Annotated in this window: 16 protein-coding genes; all 16 read left to right on the top strand. The window is 50.8% G+C overall.

Translation table 11 applies throughout. The annotated features are described in order from the left end of the window. The first annotated feature begins 56 nt into the window (after positions 1 to 56). The 16 genes from MKO97_RS14690 (at position 57) to MKO97_RS14615 (ending at position 17,551) form a co-directional block, all read left to right on the top strand. Positions 57 to 911 (top strand): ABC transporter permease, encoded by an 855-nt coding sequence (locus tag MKO97_RS14690; RefSeq protein WP_319800087.1) that lies wholly within the window; start codon positions 57 to 59, stop codon positions 909 to 911. Beyond that, positions 908 to 2,182, top strand: coding sequence for an ABC transporter ATP-binding protein (locus MKO97_RS14685; protein WP_241103957.1), 1,275 nt, complete (start codon positions 908 to 910; stop codon positions 2,180 to 2,182). The genes MKO97_RS14690 and MKO97_RS14685 overlap by 4 nt, the downstream gene beginning before the upstream one ends. Positions 2,183 to 2,256: 74 nt before the next feature. After that, positions 2,257 to 2,850, top strand: coding sequence for an FkbM family methyltransferase (locus tag MKO97_RS14680; protein ID WP_241103956.1), 594 nt, complete (start codon positions 2,257 to 2,259; stop codon positions 2,848 to 2,850). Between the two features lie 63 nt (positions 2,851 to 2,913). Beyond that, positions 2,914 to 3,846 (top strand): NAD-dependent epimerase/dehydratase family protein, encoded by a 933-nt coding sequence (locus MKO97_RS14675; RefSeq protein ID WP_241103955.1) that lies wholly within the window; start codon positions 2,914 to 2,916, stop codon positions 3,844 to 3,846. Continuing rightward, complete coding sequence (locus MKO97_RS14670) at positions 3,830 to 4,861, top strand: hypothetical protein (RefSeq protein WP_241103954.1); 1,032 nt, start codon at positions 3,830 to 3,832, stop codon at positions 4,859 to 4,861. Before MKO97_RS14675 ends, MKO97_RS14670 begins: the two co-directional genes overlap by 17 nt. Then, positions 4,801 to 6,048, top strand: a complete 1,248-nt coding sequence (locus MKO97_RS14665; protein WP_241103953.1) for a glycosyltransferase family 4 protein — start codon at positions 4,801 to 4,803, stop codon at positions 6,046 to 6,048. The genes MKO97_RS14670 and MKO97_RS14665 overlap by 61 nt, the downstream gene beginning before the upstream one ends. Beyond that, a complete protein-coding gene (locus tag MKO97_RS14660; RefSeq protein ID WP_241103952.1) occupies positions 6,045 to 7,196 on the top strand; it encodes a glycosyltransferase in 1,152 nt (383 codons plus the stop codon). The genes MKO97_RS14665 and MKO97_RS14660 overlap by 4 nt, the downstream gene beginning before the upstream one ends. Then, the gene (locus MKO97_RS14655) at positions 7,178 to 8,056 is read left to right on the top strand and encodes a glycosyltransferase family 2 protein (RefSeq protein WP_241103951.1); all 879 of its coding nucleotides are present in this window, start codon (positions 7,178 to 7,180) and stop codon (positions 8,054 to 8,056) included. The genes MKO97_RS14660 and MKO97_RS14655 overlap by 19 nt, the downstream gene beginning before the upstream one ends. Position 8,057: 1 nt before the next feature. Beyond that, positions 8,058 to 9,491 carry an MBOAT family protein gene (locus tag MKO97_RS14650; protein ID WP_241103950.1) on the top strand — a complete coding sequence of 478 codons (1,434 nt, stop codon included), beginning with the start codon at positions 8,058 to 8,060 and terminating at the stop codon, positions 9,489 to 9,491. Continuing rightward, on the top strand, positions 9,491 to 10,396 hold the full coding sequence (locus MKO97_RS14645; protein WP_241103949.1) for a hypothetical protein: 906 nt from the start codon (positions 9,491 to 9,493) through the stop codon (positions 10,394 to 10,396). The genes MKO97_RS14650 and MKO97_RS14645 overlap by 1 nt, the downstream gene beginning before the upstream one ends. Before the next feature lie 28 nt (positions 10,397 to 10,424). After that, positions 10,425 to 11,594, top strand: a complete 1,170-nt coding sequence (locus MKO97_RS14640; protein ID WP_241103948.1) for an acylneuraminate cytidylyltransferase — start codon at positions 10,425 to 10,427, stop codon at positions 11,592 to 11,594. Further along, the gene (locus MKO97_RS14635) at positions 11,581 to 12,456 is read left to right on the top strand and encodes an N-acetylneuraminate synthase family protein (protein ID WP_241103947.1); all 876 of its coding nucleotides are present in this window, start codon (positions 11,581 to 11,583) and stop codon (positions 12,454 to 12,456) included. Before MKO97_RS14640 ends, MKO97_RS14635 begins: the two co-directional genes overlap by 14 nt. Further along, positions 12,453 to 13,856: a UDP-glycosyltransferase gene (locus tag MKO97_RS14630; RefSeq protein WP_241103946.1), complete on the top strand. Its 1,404-nt coding sequence runs from the start codon at positions 12,453 to 12,455 to the stop codon at positions 13,854 to 13,856. The genes MKO97_RS14635 and MKO97_RS14630 overlap by 4 nt, the downstream gene beginning before the upstream one ends. Beyond that, positions 13,856 to 15,019, top strand: coding sequence for a glycosyltransferase family 4 protein (locus MKO97_RS14625; protein ID WP_241103945.1), 1,164 nt, complete (start codon positions 13,856 to 13,858; stop codon positions 15,017 to 15,019). Before MKO97_RS14630 ends, MKO97_RS14625 begins: the two co-directional genes overlap by 1 nt. Further along, on the top strand, positions 15,000 to 16,511 hold the full coding sequence (locus MKO97_RS14620; protein WP_241103944.1) for a glycosyltransferase family 2 protein: 1,512 nt from the start codon (positions 15,000 to 15,002) through the stop codon (positions 16,509 to 16,511). The genes MKO97_RS14625 and MKO97_RS14620 overlap by 20 nt, the downstream gene beginning before the upstream one ends. Further along, the gene (locus MKO97_RS14615) at positions 16,508 to 17,551 is read left to right on the top strand and encodes an exostosin family protein (RefSeq protein WP_241103943.1); all 1,044 of its coding nucleotides are present in this window, start codon (positions 16,508 to 16,510) and stop codon (positions 17,549 to 17,551) included. The genes MKO97_RS14620 and MKO97_RS14615 overlap by 4 nt, the downstream gene beginning before the upstream one ends. Positions 17,552 to 17,581 lie beyond the last annotated feature (30 nt).

Here is a 17,581-nt window from a genome sequence, read left to right as displayed (position 1 = left end):
CACTTTTGTTATAAGTTGTATATTTGAACCGAACTAAAAAGTACGTTTTGGAAAACGTGTCGAGCCGCACATGGCTATTTGAAATTACCCCCCGTGATACATTGCTGCGCCTCGACCTTAAAGAAGTCTGGCGATACCGCGATCTTCTGGTTTTGTTAGTTCGACGGGATCTGGTGGCGTTTTATAAACAGACGATTTTGGGGCCGTTGTGGTATGTCATCCAACCCATTCTTACTACGGTCATTTTTACAATCATCTTTAATGGAATAGCGGACATCCAGACAAATGGTGTGCCTCCTTTTTTGTTCAATTTGGCCGGGGTGACCGTTTGGACTTTTTTCTCAACATGCCTTACGACCACAGCGGATACGTTCAAAACAAATGCGGCTCTTTTTGGGAAGGTTTATTTTCCCCGCGTCATCATGCCTCTTTCCGTGGTGCTGTCTAATTTGGTGAAGTTCCTCATCCAACTCGTCATCTTTTTCGGGTTCTATCTCTATTTCTACTTTTCCGGAGTGGAGATTCGACCACATGCGAGCATTTTGTTGTTCCCGCTTCTAATTATTTCCATGGCCCTGCTCGGATTGGGTCTGGGCATGATTGTGTCATCGCTGGTTTCGAAATACCGTGACCTGAGTTTTCTCGTGGTATTCGGCGTCCAGCTTCTGATGTATCTTTCGGCGGTTACGTATCCCATAGAACTCGTACAACAGAAGTTGCCTCAGTGGGCTTGGGCGATTCAATACAATCCCCTTGCACATATGGTTGAAATTTCCCGTAGGATGTTGCTCGGGGGCAGCGATACGGCGATGGAGAGTATCGGAATGACGATTATTCCCACCGTTGTAGTGTTGTTTGTCGGATTGCTGATTTTCAATAAAACGGAACGAACTTTTATTGATACGATATGAGTGAGGATATCATTCTTTCTGTAGAAAGCGTGTCGAAACAATATCGACTGGGCCAGATCGGCACCGGAACCCTCAGTCATGACCTTAAAAGATGGTGGTATCGCGTGCGCGGACTTGAAGATCCGTTTCTAAAAGTCGGAGAGGCAAACGACAGATCCCGAAAAGGCGACAGCGATTATGTTTGGGCCCTCCGCGATGTGTCTTTTGACGTTCACCAGGGCGAAGTGCTTGGGATCATTGGCAAAAACGGTGCAGGTAAGTCGACGTTACTTAAAATACTTTCCAAAGTAACCGCCCCAACTACAGGCCGTATTCGTTCAAAGGGCCGGATCGCTTCTTTATTGGAAGTCGGAACGGGTTTCCACCCAGAACTCACCGGACGCGAAAACATCTTTCTTAACGGTGCCATTTTAGGTATGTCAAAAAAGGAAATTGCGTCAAAATTAGAGGATATCATCGCTTTTTCAGGTTGTGAACGTTACATCGATACACCCGTCAAACGCTACAGCAGCGGTATGACGGTGCGCCTTGCCTTCGCAGTGGCGGCTTTCCTTGAACCCGAGATTTTAATCGTAGACGAAGTGTTGGCGGTAGGAGATGCCGAATTCCAGAAAAAAGCACTTGGCAAAATGCAGGATATTTCAAAAGGGCAGGGTAGAACGGTTCTTTTCGTAAGCCATGACATGAATGCGATTGAATCGCTGTGCCATTCGGTTGTTGTACTTGAGCATGGCTCGGTCATTAAAAAAGCATCCCCACAGGAAGCGATTGCGTACTACCTGTCATCGAGTAAGAATACCGATCTTTCAAAGGCCCGACGTACGACCGAAGGTGATTTGTGGTTGGACGCCATTCAACTGAACGGTTCTGACGCTCTTTACCAGACCGTCCGTTCCGGTGATGCGTTGGAAATGGTCTTTACCCTCAATCGACGCTTATCGCTCGACGAGGTCAAAGCAGTGGGCTTTTATGTGGTTTTTCGAAATGAGCGCAATGTCATCCTGTTCACCATATCCAATCGATATGACGACATGCAGATTGTATCGGCAGAGAAGTATACGTCCTTCCGCTGTTTGCTGCCCGATCTTAACCTAACGGGTGGTGTTTACAAGGGAACCACCTGGATGTCGCTACGCAATGGATTTTGCGATGAAGTAGAGGAGGCCTTCCATATTGAAGTGTTGGCTACCAATTATTTCGGCACGGGCCAAATGCCGGTAGCCAGAAAACACGGGGCTTTATTGATGAAACAAAACTGGACGGCGGAATGAAGAGCTGGATAAGAACCTTAATAGAAAAACGGTTAAACGTGAGTTTTTCACGGTCGGGAGACGACATTCAGTTAATGAGGCTCCTGCAAAATGCTTCACCCGGATCCTACGTCGATATCGGATCGTGGCATCCCGTCAAGGCATCGAATAGCTATTATTTCTACCTAAGGGGCTGGAGGGGTATCTGTATCGATCCCAATCCGGAATTGGCGGACCTCTATCGCGCTACCCGTCCGACCGACGAATTCATCAATACAGCCGTCGGACTTGAGTCAGCCACCCTTCAATATTACATGCTGTTGTCGGGTTACGACTCGATGAACACCCTTGACGGCGACTTCATACGACGCTACGGTCTGGCCGATAAGGTGAAACGGGTGGTTGACGTACCTACGCGTCCTTTACGGGAGATTTTGGACGAGCGACTCACACCATCCGACCGACTCGATTTTTTCGATGTGGATGCGGAAGGGTATGATCTTGAGATACTTCAATCTAATGACTGGGATCGGTTTCGTCCGTCAATTGTGGTAACCGAAACCGAAGCGTCGCTCAGGGTCGATCTCGATTCGGAAGTGTCACAATTTCTCGATGACAAAGGGTATCGATTGGTAGGCAAGACCACCATCAAAGGCGATCTGGGGAATCTCTTTTATATACAAAAATAGGCGCGTAGGCTTGCGGTTATGTTAACGCATACCGTAACTTGCGGCACGAGAATTAACATAACGATGAGGCGAACGATATTAATCACCGGCGGGGCCGGTAATGTAGCCAGTGCGCTCGCAGCGCGATTGGCCGCTCAAGGCGGATACGAAGTGGTCATCGTCGATAACCTCCTGACCGGAAGTATTGAGAAGATTCCGAAGTCGGATAACGTCACCTTCATCAAAGCCGATGTAAACGACTTCCGTGACATGGTCGGAATTTTCGGAAGCCGTGCTTTTGATTTCGTGTTCCATTTTGCCGCGGTCGTCGGGGTGAAACGCACCCTTGAAAACCCGATCATGGTGCTCAATGATATCGAAGGTATCAAGAACATCCTGCTTCTTTCCAAAAACTCGGGCGTAAAACGGGTGTTTTATTCGAGCTCTTCGGAGGTATATGGCGAACCATTCGAAATACCGCAGAACGAACAGACTACTCCTTTGAACTCGCGGTTGCCGTATGCCATCGTGAAAAATGTCGGAGAGGCTTTTTTCCGGTCGTATCAAAAAGAATACGGACTCGATTATACCATATTTCGGTTTTTCAATACCTATGGTCCTCGTCAAAGCGAGGATTTTGTCATCCCACGTTTTGTAAAAGCCGCCCTAAACGGGGACCCCATTTTTATCTATGGTGACGGTTTACAAACCCGGACCTTCTGCTATGTAGACGACAATGTGGAGGCCTGCGTGAAGGTCATGGAAGAGAATTTGTTCGTGAATGAAGTGATCAACATCGGAAGTGATGTCGAACAGAGCATTCTTTCCCTCGCCCAACAAGTTATCGAGGTCACCGGGTCGACGTCGGAAATTCAGTATCTGCCGGCCTTACCTGAGGGCGATATGACGCGGCGCTGCCCCGATGCAACCAATATGAAGATGATTTTAGGACGGCCTTTTGTGACCGTCGAAGAAGGTATCCGAAAACTGATGGCCTATTATGAGGGTCGGATCTAATCCTAATAACAAAAGTCGACTGGAGGGCGAATCTGCTTTCCATCGTGTCATTATCCCGATCTATATACCCCATGAGACCGGGTATTTTGAGCAGGCATTCGATATTTTTACCATGTGCCTGTTATCGCTTCATCGCACCAGTCGCACCCGATTGTTGGTAGCGGTTGTGGCGAATGGCTGCTCTGAGGCAATTTCAGACAGGCTCCGGGAACTTCAGAAAGACGGTTGGATAGACGAACTGACGGTCGTAAAAGAAGGAATAGGAAAAATCAACAGCGTGCTGCGTTCGTTGCGTACGGCGTCTGAACCCTTCATCACCATTACCGATGCTGATGTGCTTTTCGATGTGGGTTGGGAAGACGCGGTTTTTGACGTCTTTCGCTCGTTTCCTCAAGCGGGTGCCGTATGCCCGGTTCCGGTTTTTCGAAAGAACTTTGACCTCACGGCCAACATTTGGCTGCGGTTTCTTTTTTCATCGCGGCTGCGGTATGAAAAAGTGCAGGATCCGGAGAGTATGACCCGTTTTGCGAAAAGCCTGGGGTGGGAGTACCTGTTGGATCGGTATAAAGATTGCATTGCCACCCTGACCGCGGCCAATGGCGCCAAAGCACTTGTGGGTTGCTCGCATTTTGTGGCCACGTACCGACGGGAAGTCTTTGAAAAACTGCCGTCAGGCAACAGTGAGTTTCGCATTCGCGGAAATTCAGAACTGCTTTACACAGATCTACCCGTGATCAAACGCGGAGGTTTCCGTCTTTCTACCGTTCACAATCACGCGTTCCATGTGGGAAACCAGTTGGAAGACTGGATTGTACAGAAATTTGAAACGCTTCCTGAAATAACCGGGAAACGCAATCCGGATGAGCAGTTCGGAATCCTTCCAAAGCCCATCCTCAGTGGGATGTTCCTGGAAAAAGTGTTCAAGAGGATGTTAGGCAATCGTCGGTTTTATCGATGGCTGCTGAAACAAAAGGGGATGACACCGCAACAGATTACCGATCACTTCACCGATTGATGGGCGCGTTGAAGAAAAAAGTCCGCCATCTTCTGAATGCCACACACGCGGCCTGGCACCTGGTGCTGTTTTTTCTGCGAGGGCGACAGAAGATACGGAAATCAAAAATTGTCTTTTTCTTCCCCTATTATCATACGGGCGGTGCCGAGCGCGTGCACCTCGATATCGTCAGGGCTTTCCCCGAGGTGGCGACCGCCGTTATTTTTACGATGCGATCCGCGACTACGAACTTTCTTTCCGGTTTCAGCGAGTGTTCGGAGGTCGTTCATGCCCATCATATCCTCACCCGAAAGGCGCCTTTTTTTGAGCGTCAATTCCGTTCGTTACTGACAAAGACAATCAATACGTCGCCAAATGTCGAGGTCGTTTTCGGATCCAACGCGGCTTTTTTTTACCAAATAATCCCACAGCTTAGGAACGATATACGAAAAATAGATCTCTTCCATGCCTTTGCACCTGCTGATGACCGCGCACCCGTCGTCGCTTCGAGCGCCCCTTTTGTTAACGCGCGGGTCGTGATCAACCAAAAGGGGCAGGCTGACCTGGCGCACATCTATCGCTCCTTTGATGTGCCACGCTCTTTTGATGATCGCCTCCGCGTCATACGTAACGGCGTTACACTACCCTCTAGGCACCGTCCTTCCGGTGCGGACGTATTTACCATTGCCTATATAGGACGCTGGTCGCAAGAGAAACGCCCGCATCTTTTCCTCGCTATGGCCGAACGTTTACGGCATATGGGTGGGTCGACGCGTTGCATCATGGTGGGCACAGGTATGCGAAGTCACGCCGAGGAAATAGCGAAGGCCGGCGTCGAGTTTTTGGGAGAGGTTACGGATACGGAACAGTTGTCGAGCCTGTACCATCAAATAGACGCCATCGTCATCACATCCGAATATGAAGGCTTTCCCATGGTTTTGATGGAAGGAATGGCCCACGGCGTCATTCCGGTTTCGGTGGATGTCGGCGGGATAGCGGAACACATTTCGTCATCAAATGGCATCTTACTGCCTAGTGAAAACGAATCGGCCATCGTCGAAGAGCTTATTTCCTCACTGAAATTGCTGATTGCTGACCCTGAGCTATGTGCCAGGCTGTCATCCAATGCGCGGGAATATGCCTTCTGTCATTTTGGAAAAGAGAAGTTTAACCATGACTACCGTCAACTATTGGGTTTTGTATCATGAGAATTCTGATGATCGCGATACCCAACCAGCATTTTTTTCAATGGGTCGACCAGTTGCGCGACGCCGGGCACGAGGTGGTTTGGTTTGATATAACCGACGATGAAACGCCATCGCCCCGGATTCCGTGGGTTACACAAATAAAAAAATGGAAACGCCGCTACCGCTTGCCTTTCCGGCATAAACTCAGGAAATGGCTACCCGCCGTCTCAAGCTGGGTAGAACGTTGGAACACCGTCGATGCCTCTTCCGTATTGAGTTTAACAGCGGAAAGGTTCCGCCCCCACGTGATCCACTGCTTTGAAATGGATCGCGCCGGGACACCCATACTCGATTTTCTCGAAAAAACCCACATTCCAGTTATATACTCGTCCTGGGGAAGTGATCTTTTCCAACTCGCGTCGGCACGTCCGAGCGATGTCCAGGCGCGATTCCTGAAGCGTGCCGATTTTTTGATTTCCGACTGCAGTCGTGATGTCAACCTCGCCCTGCAAAACGGCTTCACCGGACGTGTATTGGGCGTATTACCCGCCAACGGAGGGATGCATTTTCCGAAGGACTCCATACGTTCCCTCGAAGAACGTAATATCATCCTGGTAAAAGGCTATGAGGATGGCGTTGGAAAGGCGCTTGCTGTGCTGGACGCGCTACACGAACTTCCCGAACACTACCACCACCTGAAGCTGGTCGTATATGCGGCTGACGATGTGGTTTCCGTATATTGCAGGCAAAACCGGCTTCCTTTTCAGGATGTAAGGGTGTACAGCAGGTATCAATTCGTATCCAACGCTGATTTAATTGACATGATGGGACGCAGTATCCTCCATATCGGAAACAGTACATCAGACGGGATGCCGAATGCGCTGCTCGAAGCTATGGGCATGGGCGCATTCCCCATTCAATCGAATCCGGGCGGCGCGACGGAGGAGGTCATTCGTCATGGCGAAAACGGCTTCCTGATTGCTAGCCCGACCGACAGTACCGCTATACGCGAGTTAGTTATCACCGCATTGCAGGATGTCTCACTAAGGAGGAACGCCCAGGAATATAATGTGCATGTGCTATCGGAGACACGTGACCGTACGAAATTGAAGCCCGTCATCAACGAGCTATACGAACACATCAAAAGCGAATGGACGTCTCGTTTCTAATCGTAACACGCCAGCGCCCGGACGACCTGCGTCTGACACTCAGTCGACTGAGCGAGTGGGTGGATACGTGCGATGCCGAAATCCTGGTTTTCATTGATGGCTGTTGGGAGACGCGTGAGGTGAAAAAAGAATTTCCGATGGTGCGATGGTTTTCGTCAGAGAAGCAGTTGGGGGCATCCCCCGCCCGCCGTCGTTTGTATCCGGAAGCAAACGGACGTGTGTTGATCGGACTTGACGACGATGCGCATCCGGTTACGCCCGATTTCCTTTCTATCATCGATCAAAAGTTTGGCGACGAAACGGTCGGACTCCTTGTGTTTCGTGAGATAAAAGGCATTTTTCCAAATGACCAGGCGTGTCTGGATAAGGCGGGTCCGGCGGGTCCTGAGTACCGTACCGCTGATTTCATTGGCAGCGGCTTTGCCATACGGCGTCAGGTATATCACGAAACCCGCGGTTTTCCGGAATGGATCGACATTTACGGGGAGGAAACCTGCGTTGCCTTCGAAGTACTTGAAAACGGGCATGATCTTCTGTATGTACCATCGATTGTCATCAACCATCGCGTTGACATGGAAAAACGCCGGAGGACCGGTCGGAACTACTTTCGGTTCGAGCGGCAGTTACGCAACAGTTTTTTCATTTTCCTGGTCTACTACCGCTATCCGCTTCGCAGAATGCTACGTCTCCTCCTGCATAATTTCCGTAAATATGCCGTTCGTGACCGCGCGTATTTCAGCGCCTATTGCCGTGCCGTAGCAACGATGGTGTGGAGAACGCCCGCTGTCTTCCGGTTCCGGAAACCGTTAGGTGCGGCTACGGAGAATAAGATCAAAAGCCTGGACGGAATCCCGTATTGATATGCTGTTCAACTCCTTCGAATTCGCGGTCTTTCTTCCCCTTGTCTTCGCCCTTTACTGGATGGCGAGCCGCCACCTGCGCCTGCAGAACATGCTGTTGTTGGCCGCCAGCTATTATTTTTACGCCTGCTGGGATTGGAGGTTCCTGTTTCTGTTATTGTTCTCTACTGCTCTCGATTATACGGCCGCCCATTGCATCACGAAAGCAAAAAGCGAGTCTCATCGCCGCATTTGGCTATGGCTCAGCATCGGCATTAATGTGGGTTTTCTGGCCGTCTTCAAATATTTCAACTTTTTCTCGGAGTCGTTTACGCAACTGCTTTCGGGGTTTGGTCTCTCCATCACGCCAGTCCTGCTGGATGTGATTCTTCCGGTTGGCATTTCGTTCTATACCTTCCATGGTTTGTCGTACATCATCGACGTATACCGCCGTCGCACTGAAGCAGAATCGGATTTCGTGGCGTATGGCGTGTTCGTGGCCTATTTTCCTTTGTTGGTGGCGGGCCCCATCGAGCGCGCGACGCATCTATTGCCGCAGGTCAAAAAGCCGAGGGAATTCCGCTATCACCAGGCAGTGGATGGCATGCGCCAGATTTTGTGGGGATTGTTTAAAAAGATCGTGATAGCCGATAACTGTTCCGTATTTGTCGATCAGATTTTTCATGATCCGGCGGCTTACAGTGGCAGTACATTAGCGCTTGGTGCCGTCTTGTTTGCCGTGCAGATTTACGGGGATTTCTCGGGTTACTCCGACATTGCACTGGGGGTTTCGAAACTGTTCGGGATTGAACTGCTGCGCAATTTTTCGTTTCCGTATTTTTCAAGGGATATCGCCGAGTTCTGGCGCCGGTGGCACATGTCGCTGTCGTCCTGGTTTCGGGATTATCTCTACATACCGCTCGGCGGCAGCAAAGGGGGTAAATGGATGCGCATACGCAATACGTTTGCCATTTTTCTGGTCAGCGGATTTTGGCATGGCGCGAACTGGACTTATCTTTTCTGGGGATTTTTGAACGCGGTGTATTTTCTTCCCTTGTTACTCTCAGACCGAAACCGCACGCACCTGGATTCCGTTGCCGCAGGGCGTATTTTTCCGTCCCTTAAAGAATTAGGGCAGGTGCTCATAACGTTCTGTCTTTCCACGCTGGCCTGGATTTTTTTCCGTGCCCCCAGTCTTGAAAGCGCCTTCTCTTATTGTCGCCACCTCTTTTCCCCATCGCTGTTTTCACTTCCTGAGATACGGCCTTTCTACCTTTTCGTGTTGCTGTTTGTATTTTTCATAATCGAGTGGTTGGGACGCGAATCCGTGCATCCGCTTGAAAAAATCGTGCGTATGCCGAGGGTCGTCCGGTGGAGTTGCTATATCGGGTTATTCGTGGTGCTGTTTGTATTCCGGCAGATGCACGAGGTGCCCTTCATTTACTTTCAATACTGATGAAGCGCTTTCTTTTACATATACTCCTTTTTTGCCTGGTCGTTGTGCTGGTAGACCGGGCCGTGGGTGTGTTGGTGAACGCGGTGGGCAGGCATTCCCAAGACCAGCGCATCGCGCAGGTACTGGCAGGTAAAACAAAAATTGATATTCTCGTTATGGGCTCGTCAAGAGGCACATGGGATATAGACTCAAAAGAACTGTCAAAAGCAACGGGCCGGCAGGTAGCCAATCTGGGCTTTCCCGGCTCTGACATCGCGTTCCACCGCTTTTTGCTGGAAACGATGATACGGAAGGGAAGCACGCCACGAACGATCGTATTGGTGTTAGACGATCCATCAGAATTACAGGCCTCCAAGACCCTTCAGTTCCGGGACGATGCCCTCTATCCTTTTATGACCGATGCTGCCATAACCGATACGCTTATCGCACACGGAAAGCGGAATCCGGGCGCACGTTTCCTAAACCTTCTGTGCGTCGACTTCGCAACACTTTCCACCACATGGAAAGACCGGCATACAACTAAAACTACCCTGACGGCGCAATCGCTTCTGGATACGGTAGGGAAAAAGCCAGTGCCGCCGTATCAAAAGCGGGTACGGCCGTATGACCGGCGTAAAGAGCAGCCGGTGAAAGTGCGTGATTTTGTGGGCTTCCAAACGCTTTGTCGTCAAAATCAGATCCGGTTGTATTTGGTTTTGCCGCCTAACTTTGCATTGCCTACACCCGGGTTTCGGGAACGCATCAGGGAGCTGGCGGGTGATACACCGATGATTTCGTATGATCCGCGCCTGCCCGAGTATACAAATGCCCGCTTCTTTCATGACGAATCGCACCTGAATGCCAAGGGGGCGGCGGTCTTCGCGCGCGACGTGGGTAGGTTCCTGAAGCGCAACGGGCAAAAATGAACACATTTACGTAACTTAGGCGGCGGATATGAAGAAAATAGGATTTATTCCCATACGGAAGGGTTCAAAAGGAATTCCGGGTAAGAATACCCGTAAGATGCTCGGGAGACCGCTCTATGCCTGGGTGCTGGGCGAGGCCATCCTATCGCAACTGGATGAGGTGTACGTTTTTACGGATGACGAGGGCGTAGTATCCGCGATTGAGCGCGAGTACAGTTGGACCGCCAAAGTCACGGCGCGCCTGCGTTCCGCCGAAAATGCGACGGATACCGCGTCGACTGAATCGGCGTTGGCGGAGTTCCTTTCCGGCCATGAAAACCCCGACGATATCATTTGCCTGCTTCAGGCGACCTCGCCACTGACGACCGCTGCCGATATTGATAAGGTATTGGAAAAAGTGGCCTCAGGTCAGGCCGATTCGGCCTTGTCAGTAGTGCGAACCCATCGTTTTCTTTGGAGTGAGGAGGGTGCGCCCCTCAACTACGACTATATGCAACGCCCCCGCCGCCAGGACTTCACCGGAACACTCGTCGAAAACGGTGCCGTATATGCGACAAATGGCCGAACGTATGCGGAAACCCGAAATAGGCTGGGAGGTAAGGTGGCCGTGGTTGAAATGCCCGAAGAGACACTTATAGAAATCGATCATGAAACCGATTGGCAGGTATGTGAGACATTGCTCGCCGCCCGCCTTTCAGGAAAAAGTGCCGCCCATGGGCCTATTCGGTACCTGGTGCTGGATGTGGATGGAGTGTTTACCGATGCCGGCGTCTATTACAACGAAGAAGGAGAGTTCGGAAAACGCTTCGATATGCGGGATGGGATGGGGCTTGAGATCCTGCGACAACATGGCGTGGGTGTCATGGTCATCACTTCAGAGCAATCACCCCTGGTTGCTGCACGGATGCGTAAGTTGGGTGTACAGGATGCGTACCTGGGCGTAAAAGACAAGTTCTCGCGATTGACCGAAATCCTGGGAAGTAGGAATATTGATTTTTCTTCCATTGCCTATATCGGCGACGACGTAAACGACCTGGCCTGTATCTGCGCAGCCGGTTGGGGACTGGCTCCGGCGGATGCTACAGTCACGGTGCAGCGCCATGCCGATATCATAATGCGACATTCGGGTGGTCATGGTGCCATCCGGGAAGCCTGCGAATTTATCATAAAACATAACAAACGACATGACTCAGTTTAAAAGACCTTTCGTCATCGCGGAGATCGGGTGTAACCACCGGGGCGAGATGGAAACGGCGAAGGAACTTATTAAAATAGCCAAAATATTCGGGAACGCGGATGCGGTAAAATTCCAAAAGCGAAATAACCGCGAACTGCTTACGGAAGAGCAATACAATGCGCCACATCCCAACCAATCCCATGCCTACGGAAGCACCTATGGGGAACACCGCGAATTCCTTGAGTTTACGGCCGAACAACACCGGGAGCTGAAAGCTTATTGTGAAGAAACCGGCATCGTCTACTCAACCTCTGTTTGGGACACCACCTCTGCAAAAGAGATTGCGGCACTTGAGCCGGAGTTTATCAAAATCCCGTCGGCCTGCAACAACCATTACGAAATGCTCGGATGGCTTTGTGACCACTATAAAGGGGAGATTCACGTGTCGACAGGCATGACCACAAAAGAGGAAATCGAAGAACTGATGACGTTTTTCCGCGAACGGAACCGAAGCAAGGACGTGGTCGTGTATAACTGCACGTCGGGCTATCCGGTGCCTTTCGCCGACATATGCCTACTGGATATTACCTACCTCCAACAACGATACGGGCACGAGGTAAAGGCAATCGGTTTTTCAGGTCACCACCTCGGTATCGCTGTGGATATCGCGGCCTATACGCTGGGTGCCACGGTCATCGAACGGCATTATACGCTTGACCGTACCTGGAAAGGAACCGATCACGCCGCGTCGCTTGAGCCTATGGGACTTCGTAAACTGACGCGCGATTTACAGGCGGTCTATGAATCGCTTCGATTCAAAGAACAGGATGTATTGCCTATCGAGGCCGTGCAACGCGAAAAGCTCAAGTATCGAAAGAAATGAAAAAACGGGTCTTTATCTTTCTGCCGGATGGGGTAGGCCTTCGGAATTTCGCTTTCACCGATTTCCCGCAGTTGGGAGTGGAAAGGGAATATGAGGTCGTCTATTGGAATAACACCCCATTTCCCGTAGAAACAGAAACAGGATATCCCGAAATCCGCATCGAGAACCAGCGCATCGATCCGCTTACACCGGTTTGGACCAATGCGCGAAAGCGTTCGGAACTGAATGTATTTGACAGGCAGTTCAACGAAACCGTATACAATACCTACAACTTTCCGCAATCCTATAACGGACTCAAGAATACGGCGAAAAGTCTGCTATCGGATTTCCTGGTCGCAACATCGTCGAGCCCCCGGGGTGTCGAACGCATCCGGAAGCAAATTCGGGCACGTGAGCGTAAAAGCCCCAAATACGCCTACTGCCACCGCCAACTTCAGGAAGGAAAGCCTGCCTTTGTTTTTTGCACCAACCAACGTCCTTCACAGGCCATCGCGCCTATTTTGGCAGCTCAGGACCTGGGGATACCGACCGGCACCTTTATTTTTTCATGGGACAACCTCCCTAAGGCGACGACCGTCATCGAAACGGATTATTATTTCGTCTGGAGTGATCACATGAAACGGGAACTGCTGCGCTACTGCCCCTACGTGAAGGAAGAACAGGTTTTTGTAACGGGCACTCCACAGTTTGCCAGCCATTTCGACAAAAATCTCATTGAACCAAAGGCGTCTTTTTTTGAGCGCCACGGACTGGACATGTCTAAACAGTATATCTGTTTTTCAGGGGATGATATCGTAACCTCTCCGCTTGACCAATATTACCTCGAAGACCTGGCCCTTGCCGTACGCACACTAAATGCGTCGGGGCGTAACCTGGGCATTATTTACAGAAAATGCCCTGTTGACTTTACCGACCGGTATCAGTCCATCCTCGAAACCTATTCGGATGTCATCACCTCTATTGACCCGCTTTGGCGGCCGGTGGGTTCCAGTTGGAATGAAATCATGCCATCGAAGGAAGATTTTGCCCTTCAGGCCACTATTTGTGAGCATACAGAGTTCGTAGCCAATGTGGCGTCATCGATGGTATTCGATTTTGTCGCACACCATAAATCCTGTGTGTTTTTCGACTACGAACAGCCCCAGTTGAAGAAGGGAATCCGGGATATCGGACAGAATTATAAATATATCCACTTTCGCTCGATGCCATCGCCCGATGCCGCACTTTGGTGCCGGAATAAGAAGGACCTCGCACAATTGACGGCGGATATCCTTGATGGAAAAACGACCAACGTGCCCGACGGACTTCGATGGTTTGATATTGTCGTAGGCCCGGATCCGGTGCACGCGTCCGAACGGATTTGGAACGGTATTGACACCATCTTACGTTCCGGTACGTGATGATGCATATAGCCTTCCTCACGCCTGAATATCCTACCACCTCGGCAGGTCGTTGCGGTGGGCTCGGTACGAGTTTGGGTACCCTTGCGCGTGGCCTCGTGCGGGCGGGAGTGAAAGTGTCTGTTATTTTGTATGGTCAGGAACGCGACGAACGCCGTGAAGAGGAAGGAGTAATGCTCCACTTTCTTCGCCAACGGCACTACCGTGTGGGCGGATGGTTTCTCTATCGAAAGTATATCCAGGCACGGATTAGGACCTTTGTCGAAGAGGAACAAATTGACCTAATAGAAGTGCCCGACTGGACTGGCATATCCGCTTTTATGTCGTTTCGGGTTCCCGTTGTGATGCGTTTCCACGGAAGTGACACCTATTTCTGCCAACTTGAGAACCGGCGCCAAAAAGTCAAAAACCGTTGGCTGGAATGGTGTGCGGTTCGCGCCGCCGATGCGTTTATCGCGCCGAGTACCTTCGCAGGCGAGCAGTCGGCCCGTCTTTTCGGATTGCGGCAGAAGGTGACGCGGATACCCTACGGAATCGACGTCTCCCATTTTTCTAATCCTGAACCGGATGCCTTTGAGCGTGGTACGCTGCTCTATCTGGGCACCCTCATCCGAAAGAAAGGTGTGTTGGAGCTTCCGTTCATCCTGAGGCGTGTGCGGCAGCAGTATCCAAACGTGAAACTGGTGTTGATCGGCAACGACAGCGCCGATTCGGTATCGGGAAGACCTTCTACGTATGCGTTGTTCCAGGAAGCACTTCATCCCGACGACCAGGACGCTGTTACATATCTTGGCAGTAAGCCGTATCACGAAGTACAGGACTTCATACGAAACGCCCATATCTGTCTCTTCCCTACATTTGCCGAGACATTTGGCATGGTGACCGTCGAGTCGATGGCGATGAGAAAGGCCGTTGTAAACAGTGATGGGGGATGGGCACACGAACTGATGGCCAACGGAGAAAGCGGTTTTCTCGTTGATCCCCACGATCATGAGGCGTTTGCTAACACCATCGTACGCTTGCTGACCGATGATGCGTTAACGTCCGCAGTCGGTGTTGCAGCCCGAAATTTCGTAGAGAAGCACTTTGCTATCGCTACGGTCGTAACGCAGAACCAGGCATTTTACCACAATTGTATTGCAAATGGTACACGTCGTACATAACGGTTCGGCCATCCTGAAAACGGAAGGCACCACTGTGGACGTCGTCGGACAGTCCCTTGTGCGCGGCCTGGCCCAACTCGCGGCAGCAGAAGACGGTACGGTGACCTGGTGTCGGGAAGAACTGGAACCTGTATTTGCAAAGGAGCGGGTAGAGGAGTTGCTGCATCACGATACGCTACTTATTTCCTACGCCGCGGGACATTATTACCTACCCACCGCCATCGGGTATGTTGAAGGGGCATCTTTTGTGCGGTTTCCAGACGATGTGACGTTTCCCACCTGGTGCATGAGTGCAAACGCAGGTGCGTGCAAAGGCCGTTGTCTACGTATGCTGCTTGACGCCTTCCCGAACGTTTCCGGGTTTGATGAGGTATTACACGCTGCGGGTAAACTCCTTCAGGTCGAAGGGCTAATCTGCCTGTCCGAACCCCGGCTGTTGCGCGAACCCCTCCGGCTATCGTCCAAGCCGATTTCATATCGTCACTTGTTCGATTTCGTAGCACGCTATAAAGGACGCAAATGGGTTGTTTTACTTTTCGCTTCGTTAGTGCTTTTTGAAAGTAAATGGGCGATGATTTCCTTTCTCAGGGCCGTCGTCCGTAAACGAATTAATGTGAAAGTGGAGATGAACGTTTTAAAAGTTTCGAGCCGAAGAAGCGTCGTCAGCGAGGGAACCATCGACGTAGTGATTCCAACTATCGGGAGAAAACCGTATCTCTGGGACGTGCTTTCCGATCTCGCCCAACAAGACCATCTTCCGAAACGGGTCATCATCGTCGAGCAAAACCCTGAACCAAACGGAAACTCGCTTCTTGACTATCTTGAAACAACGAAATGGCCCTTTTCGATCAAACACGTTTTCCTGCGTCAGGCCGGTGCCTGCAATGCCCGGAATGTGGCCCTGGAACACGTCGCCTCCGAGTGGGTTTTTTTTGCTGATGACGATATACGCCTTCCGGCAGATAGCCTTTCGATCTGTCTGGATAACGCACGCCAATACGGTGCCGAATGTTTGGTGCTGAGTTGCCTTAGCGCCGGTGTTCCGCAGTTATATCCGCAGGTCCACCAGACCATCGTATTCGGATCGGGCTGCAGTTTTGTAAAACGGATCGATCCCATGCCACGTTTCAAAATGGAATTGGAGTTTGGATACGGGGAGGATACCGACTATGGCATGCAGTTACGGTACTCCGGACGCGATGTCCTGTATTTCCCCAAGCCGGCGCTGCTGCACCTGAATGCGCCCATAGGCGGGTTTCGTTCGAAGTTCCGGCATCCGTGGGAAGACGACGCCATCCAACCTAAACCGGCCCCCACGTTACTTTACGTCCGGAAGCAATATGATTCGGTCGAACAGGTACGGGGCTATAAACTCCAACTTTTTCTTCGCTCGCTGAAGAGCGTCCCTTTGAAAGAACTACCATCATTTTTACGGAATTTTTGGAAAAGGTGGAACGCCGCCGTAACTTGGGCCTCCAGGCTTGCACCATGATCAACGTCTATACAGACAGGGATTACCTCGGCGAATTACATCGTCGGTTTGTTTTTCCGCTTTTATTCCATCTTTGGTATAAAGAGGACGAACCTTTGCGGCAGGTCTATACCCTGGTAACAGATGACGCTGCGGCGGATGTATACGTGCTTCCGCTTAGCGTCGAATACTACATCAGCAACGGTTTGCGTGCCGTCATGGACCGCTTCATCGACCAGGCCTTACAACGGCAGAAGCCCGTATGGGTATATTCTTCCGGAGATCTTGGGCTGACGTTTACCAAGCCCGTCTGGGTCTTCCGGTTCGGCGGATTCGACAGTAAACTCGGCGAACAAACCATCATCCTTCCCGCCCATACAACAGATCCGTATCGGACGCTCGATAAGGAGTTCCAGCCTATAGACAAAGAAACCAGTCCTTTCATTGCCTTCACTGGCAACGCCGATGGCAGTTTCGGCAAATGGATAAAGGAACTCTATATCCAATGGTATTATTTTTGGCACCGGTTTCGCCGCAGCATTCCCTCTGACCCACAGCCGTTTTTCCCTTCTGGAATCGTACGGTACAGGCTGTTGAAAAAGTTGCAGGAAGATGCGCGGATCCGGACGGATTTTATCTTCCGGAAATCCTATCGCGCGGGTGCAAAAACCGAAGACGATCGCGTTCGCACCCATCTGGAGTTTTTACGCAACATGGAAAAAGCACCGTATACGTTTTGTTTACGGGGAAATGGGAATTTTTCCGTGCGATTCTACGAAGCGCTGGCAATGGGGCGTATTCCGGTGTTGGTCGACACCGACTGCCGTTTGCCGCTTCCTACCTCAATCGACTGGGACAAACACTGTGTGAAAGTGTCGGGCCGTTCGATCGCCGACGATTTGTGGGCGTTCCATCAAACAATCACGCCAGCGGATTTTCGGGCGATGCAGGAGAAGAACCGCGCACTTTGGTATAACAAGCTCCGGGATGTCCGGTTTTTTCATACCGTCCACGATTTTTTCGTTAACCCAATCAATAGTCAGGATGAAGGTATGGAATGAGACACGGAAGCACCTCCGGAACAGGTTGGC

Origin of the sequence: Flavobacterium sp. HJ-32-4 (genome assembly GCF_022532105.1) — a bacterium.
Classification (GTDB): domain Bacteria; phylum Bacteroidota; class Bacteroidia; order Flavobacteriales; family Flavobacteriaceae; genus Flavobacterium.
The sequence above is the reverse complement of the archived record's forward strand: the minus strand, read 5'-3'. Positions and strand labels throughout refer to the sequence as shown.

Excerpts from the sequence above, each read along its gene's own strand:
- MKO97_RS14645 (WP_241103949.1), top strand. The coding sequence starts at position 9,491 with ATGAAGCGCTTTCTTTTACATATACTCCTTTTTTGCCTGGTCGTTGTG.
- MKO97_RS14620 (WP_241103944.1), top strand. The coding sequence starts at position 15,000 with ATGGTACACGTCGTACATAACGGTTCGGCCATCCTGAAAACGGAAGGC.
- MKO97_RS14615 (WP_241103943.1), top strand. The coding sequence starts at position 16,508 with ATGATCAACGTCTATACAGACAGGGATTACCTCGGCGAATTACATCGT.
- MKO97_RS14670 (WP_241103954.1), top strand. The coding sequence starts at position 3,830 with ATGAGGGTCGGATCTAATCCTAATAACAAAAGTCGACTGGAGGGCGAA.
- MKO97_RS14650 (WP_241103950.1), top strand. The coding sequence starts at position 8,058 with ATGCTGTTCAACTCCTTCGAATTCGCGGTCTTTCTTCCCCTTGTCTTC.
- MKO97_RS14635 (WP_241103947.1), top strand. The coding sequence starts at position 11,581 with ATGACTCAGTTTAAAAGACCTTTCGTCATCGCGGAGATCGGGTGTAAC.
- MKO97_RS14660 (WP_241103952.1), top strand. The coding sequence starts at position 6,045 with ATGAGAATTCTGATGATCGCGATACCCAACCAGCATTTTTTTCAATGG.
- MKO97_RS14630 (WP_241103946.1), top strand. The coding sequence starts at position 12,453 with ATGAAAAAACGGGTCTTTATCTTTCTGCCGGATGGGGTAGGCCTTCGG.
- MKO97_RS14685 (WP_241103957.1), top strand. The coding sequence starts at position 908 with ATGAGTGAGGATATCATTCTTTCTGTAGAAAGCGTGTCGAAACAATAT.
- MKO97_RS14625 (WP_241103945.1), top strand. The coding sequence starts at position 13,856 with ATGATGCATATAGCCTTCCTCACGCCTGAATATCCTACCACCTCGGCA.
- MKO97_RS14640 (WP_241103948.1), top strand. The coding sequence starts at position 10,425 with ATGAAGAAAATAGGATTTATTCCCATACGGAAGGGTTCAAAAGGAATT.
- MKO97_RS14675 (WP_241103955.1), top strand. The coding sequence starts at position 2,914 with ATGAGGCGAACGATATTAATCACCGGCGGGGCCGGTAATGTAGCCAGT.
- MKO97_RS14665 (WP_241103953.1), top strand. The coding sequence starts at position 4,801 with ATGGCTGCTGAAACAAAAGGGGATGACACCGCAACAGATTACCGATCA.
- MKO97_RS14680 (WP_241103956.1), top strand. The coding sequence starts at position 2,257 with ATGAGGCTCCTGCAAAATGCTTCACCCGGATCCTACGTCGATATCGGA.
- MKO97_RS14655 (WP_241103951.1), top strand. The coding sequence starts at position 7,178 with ATGGACGTCTCGTTTCTAATCGTAACACGCCAGCGCCCGGACGACCTG.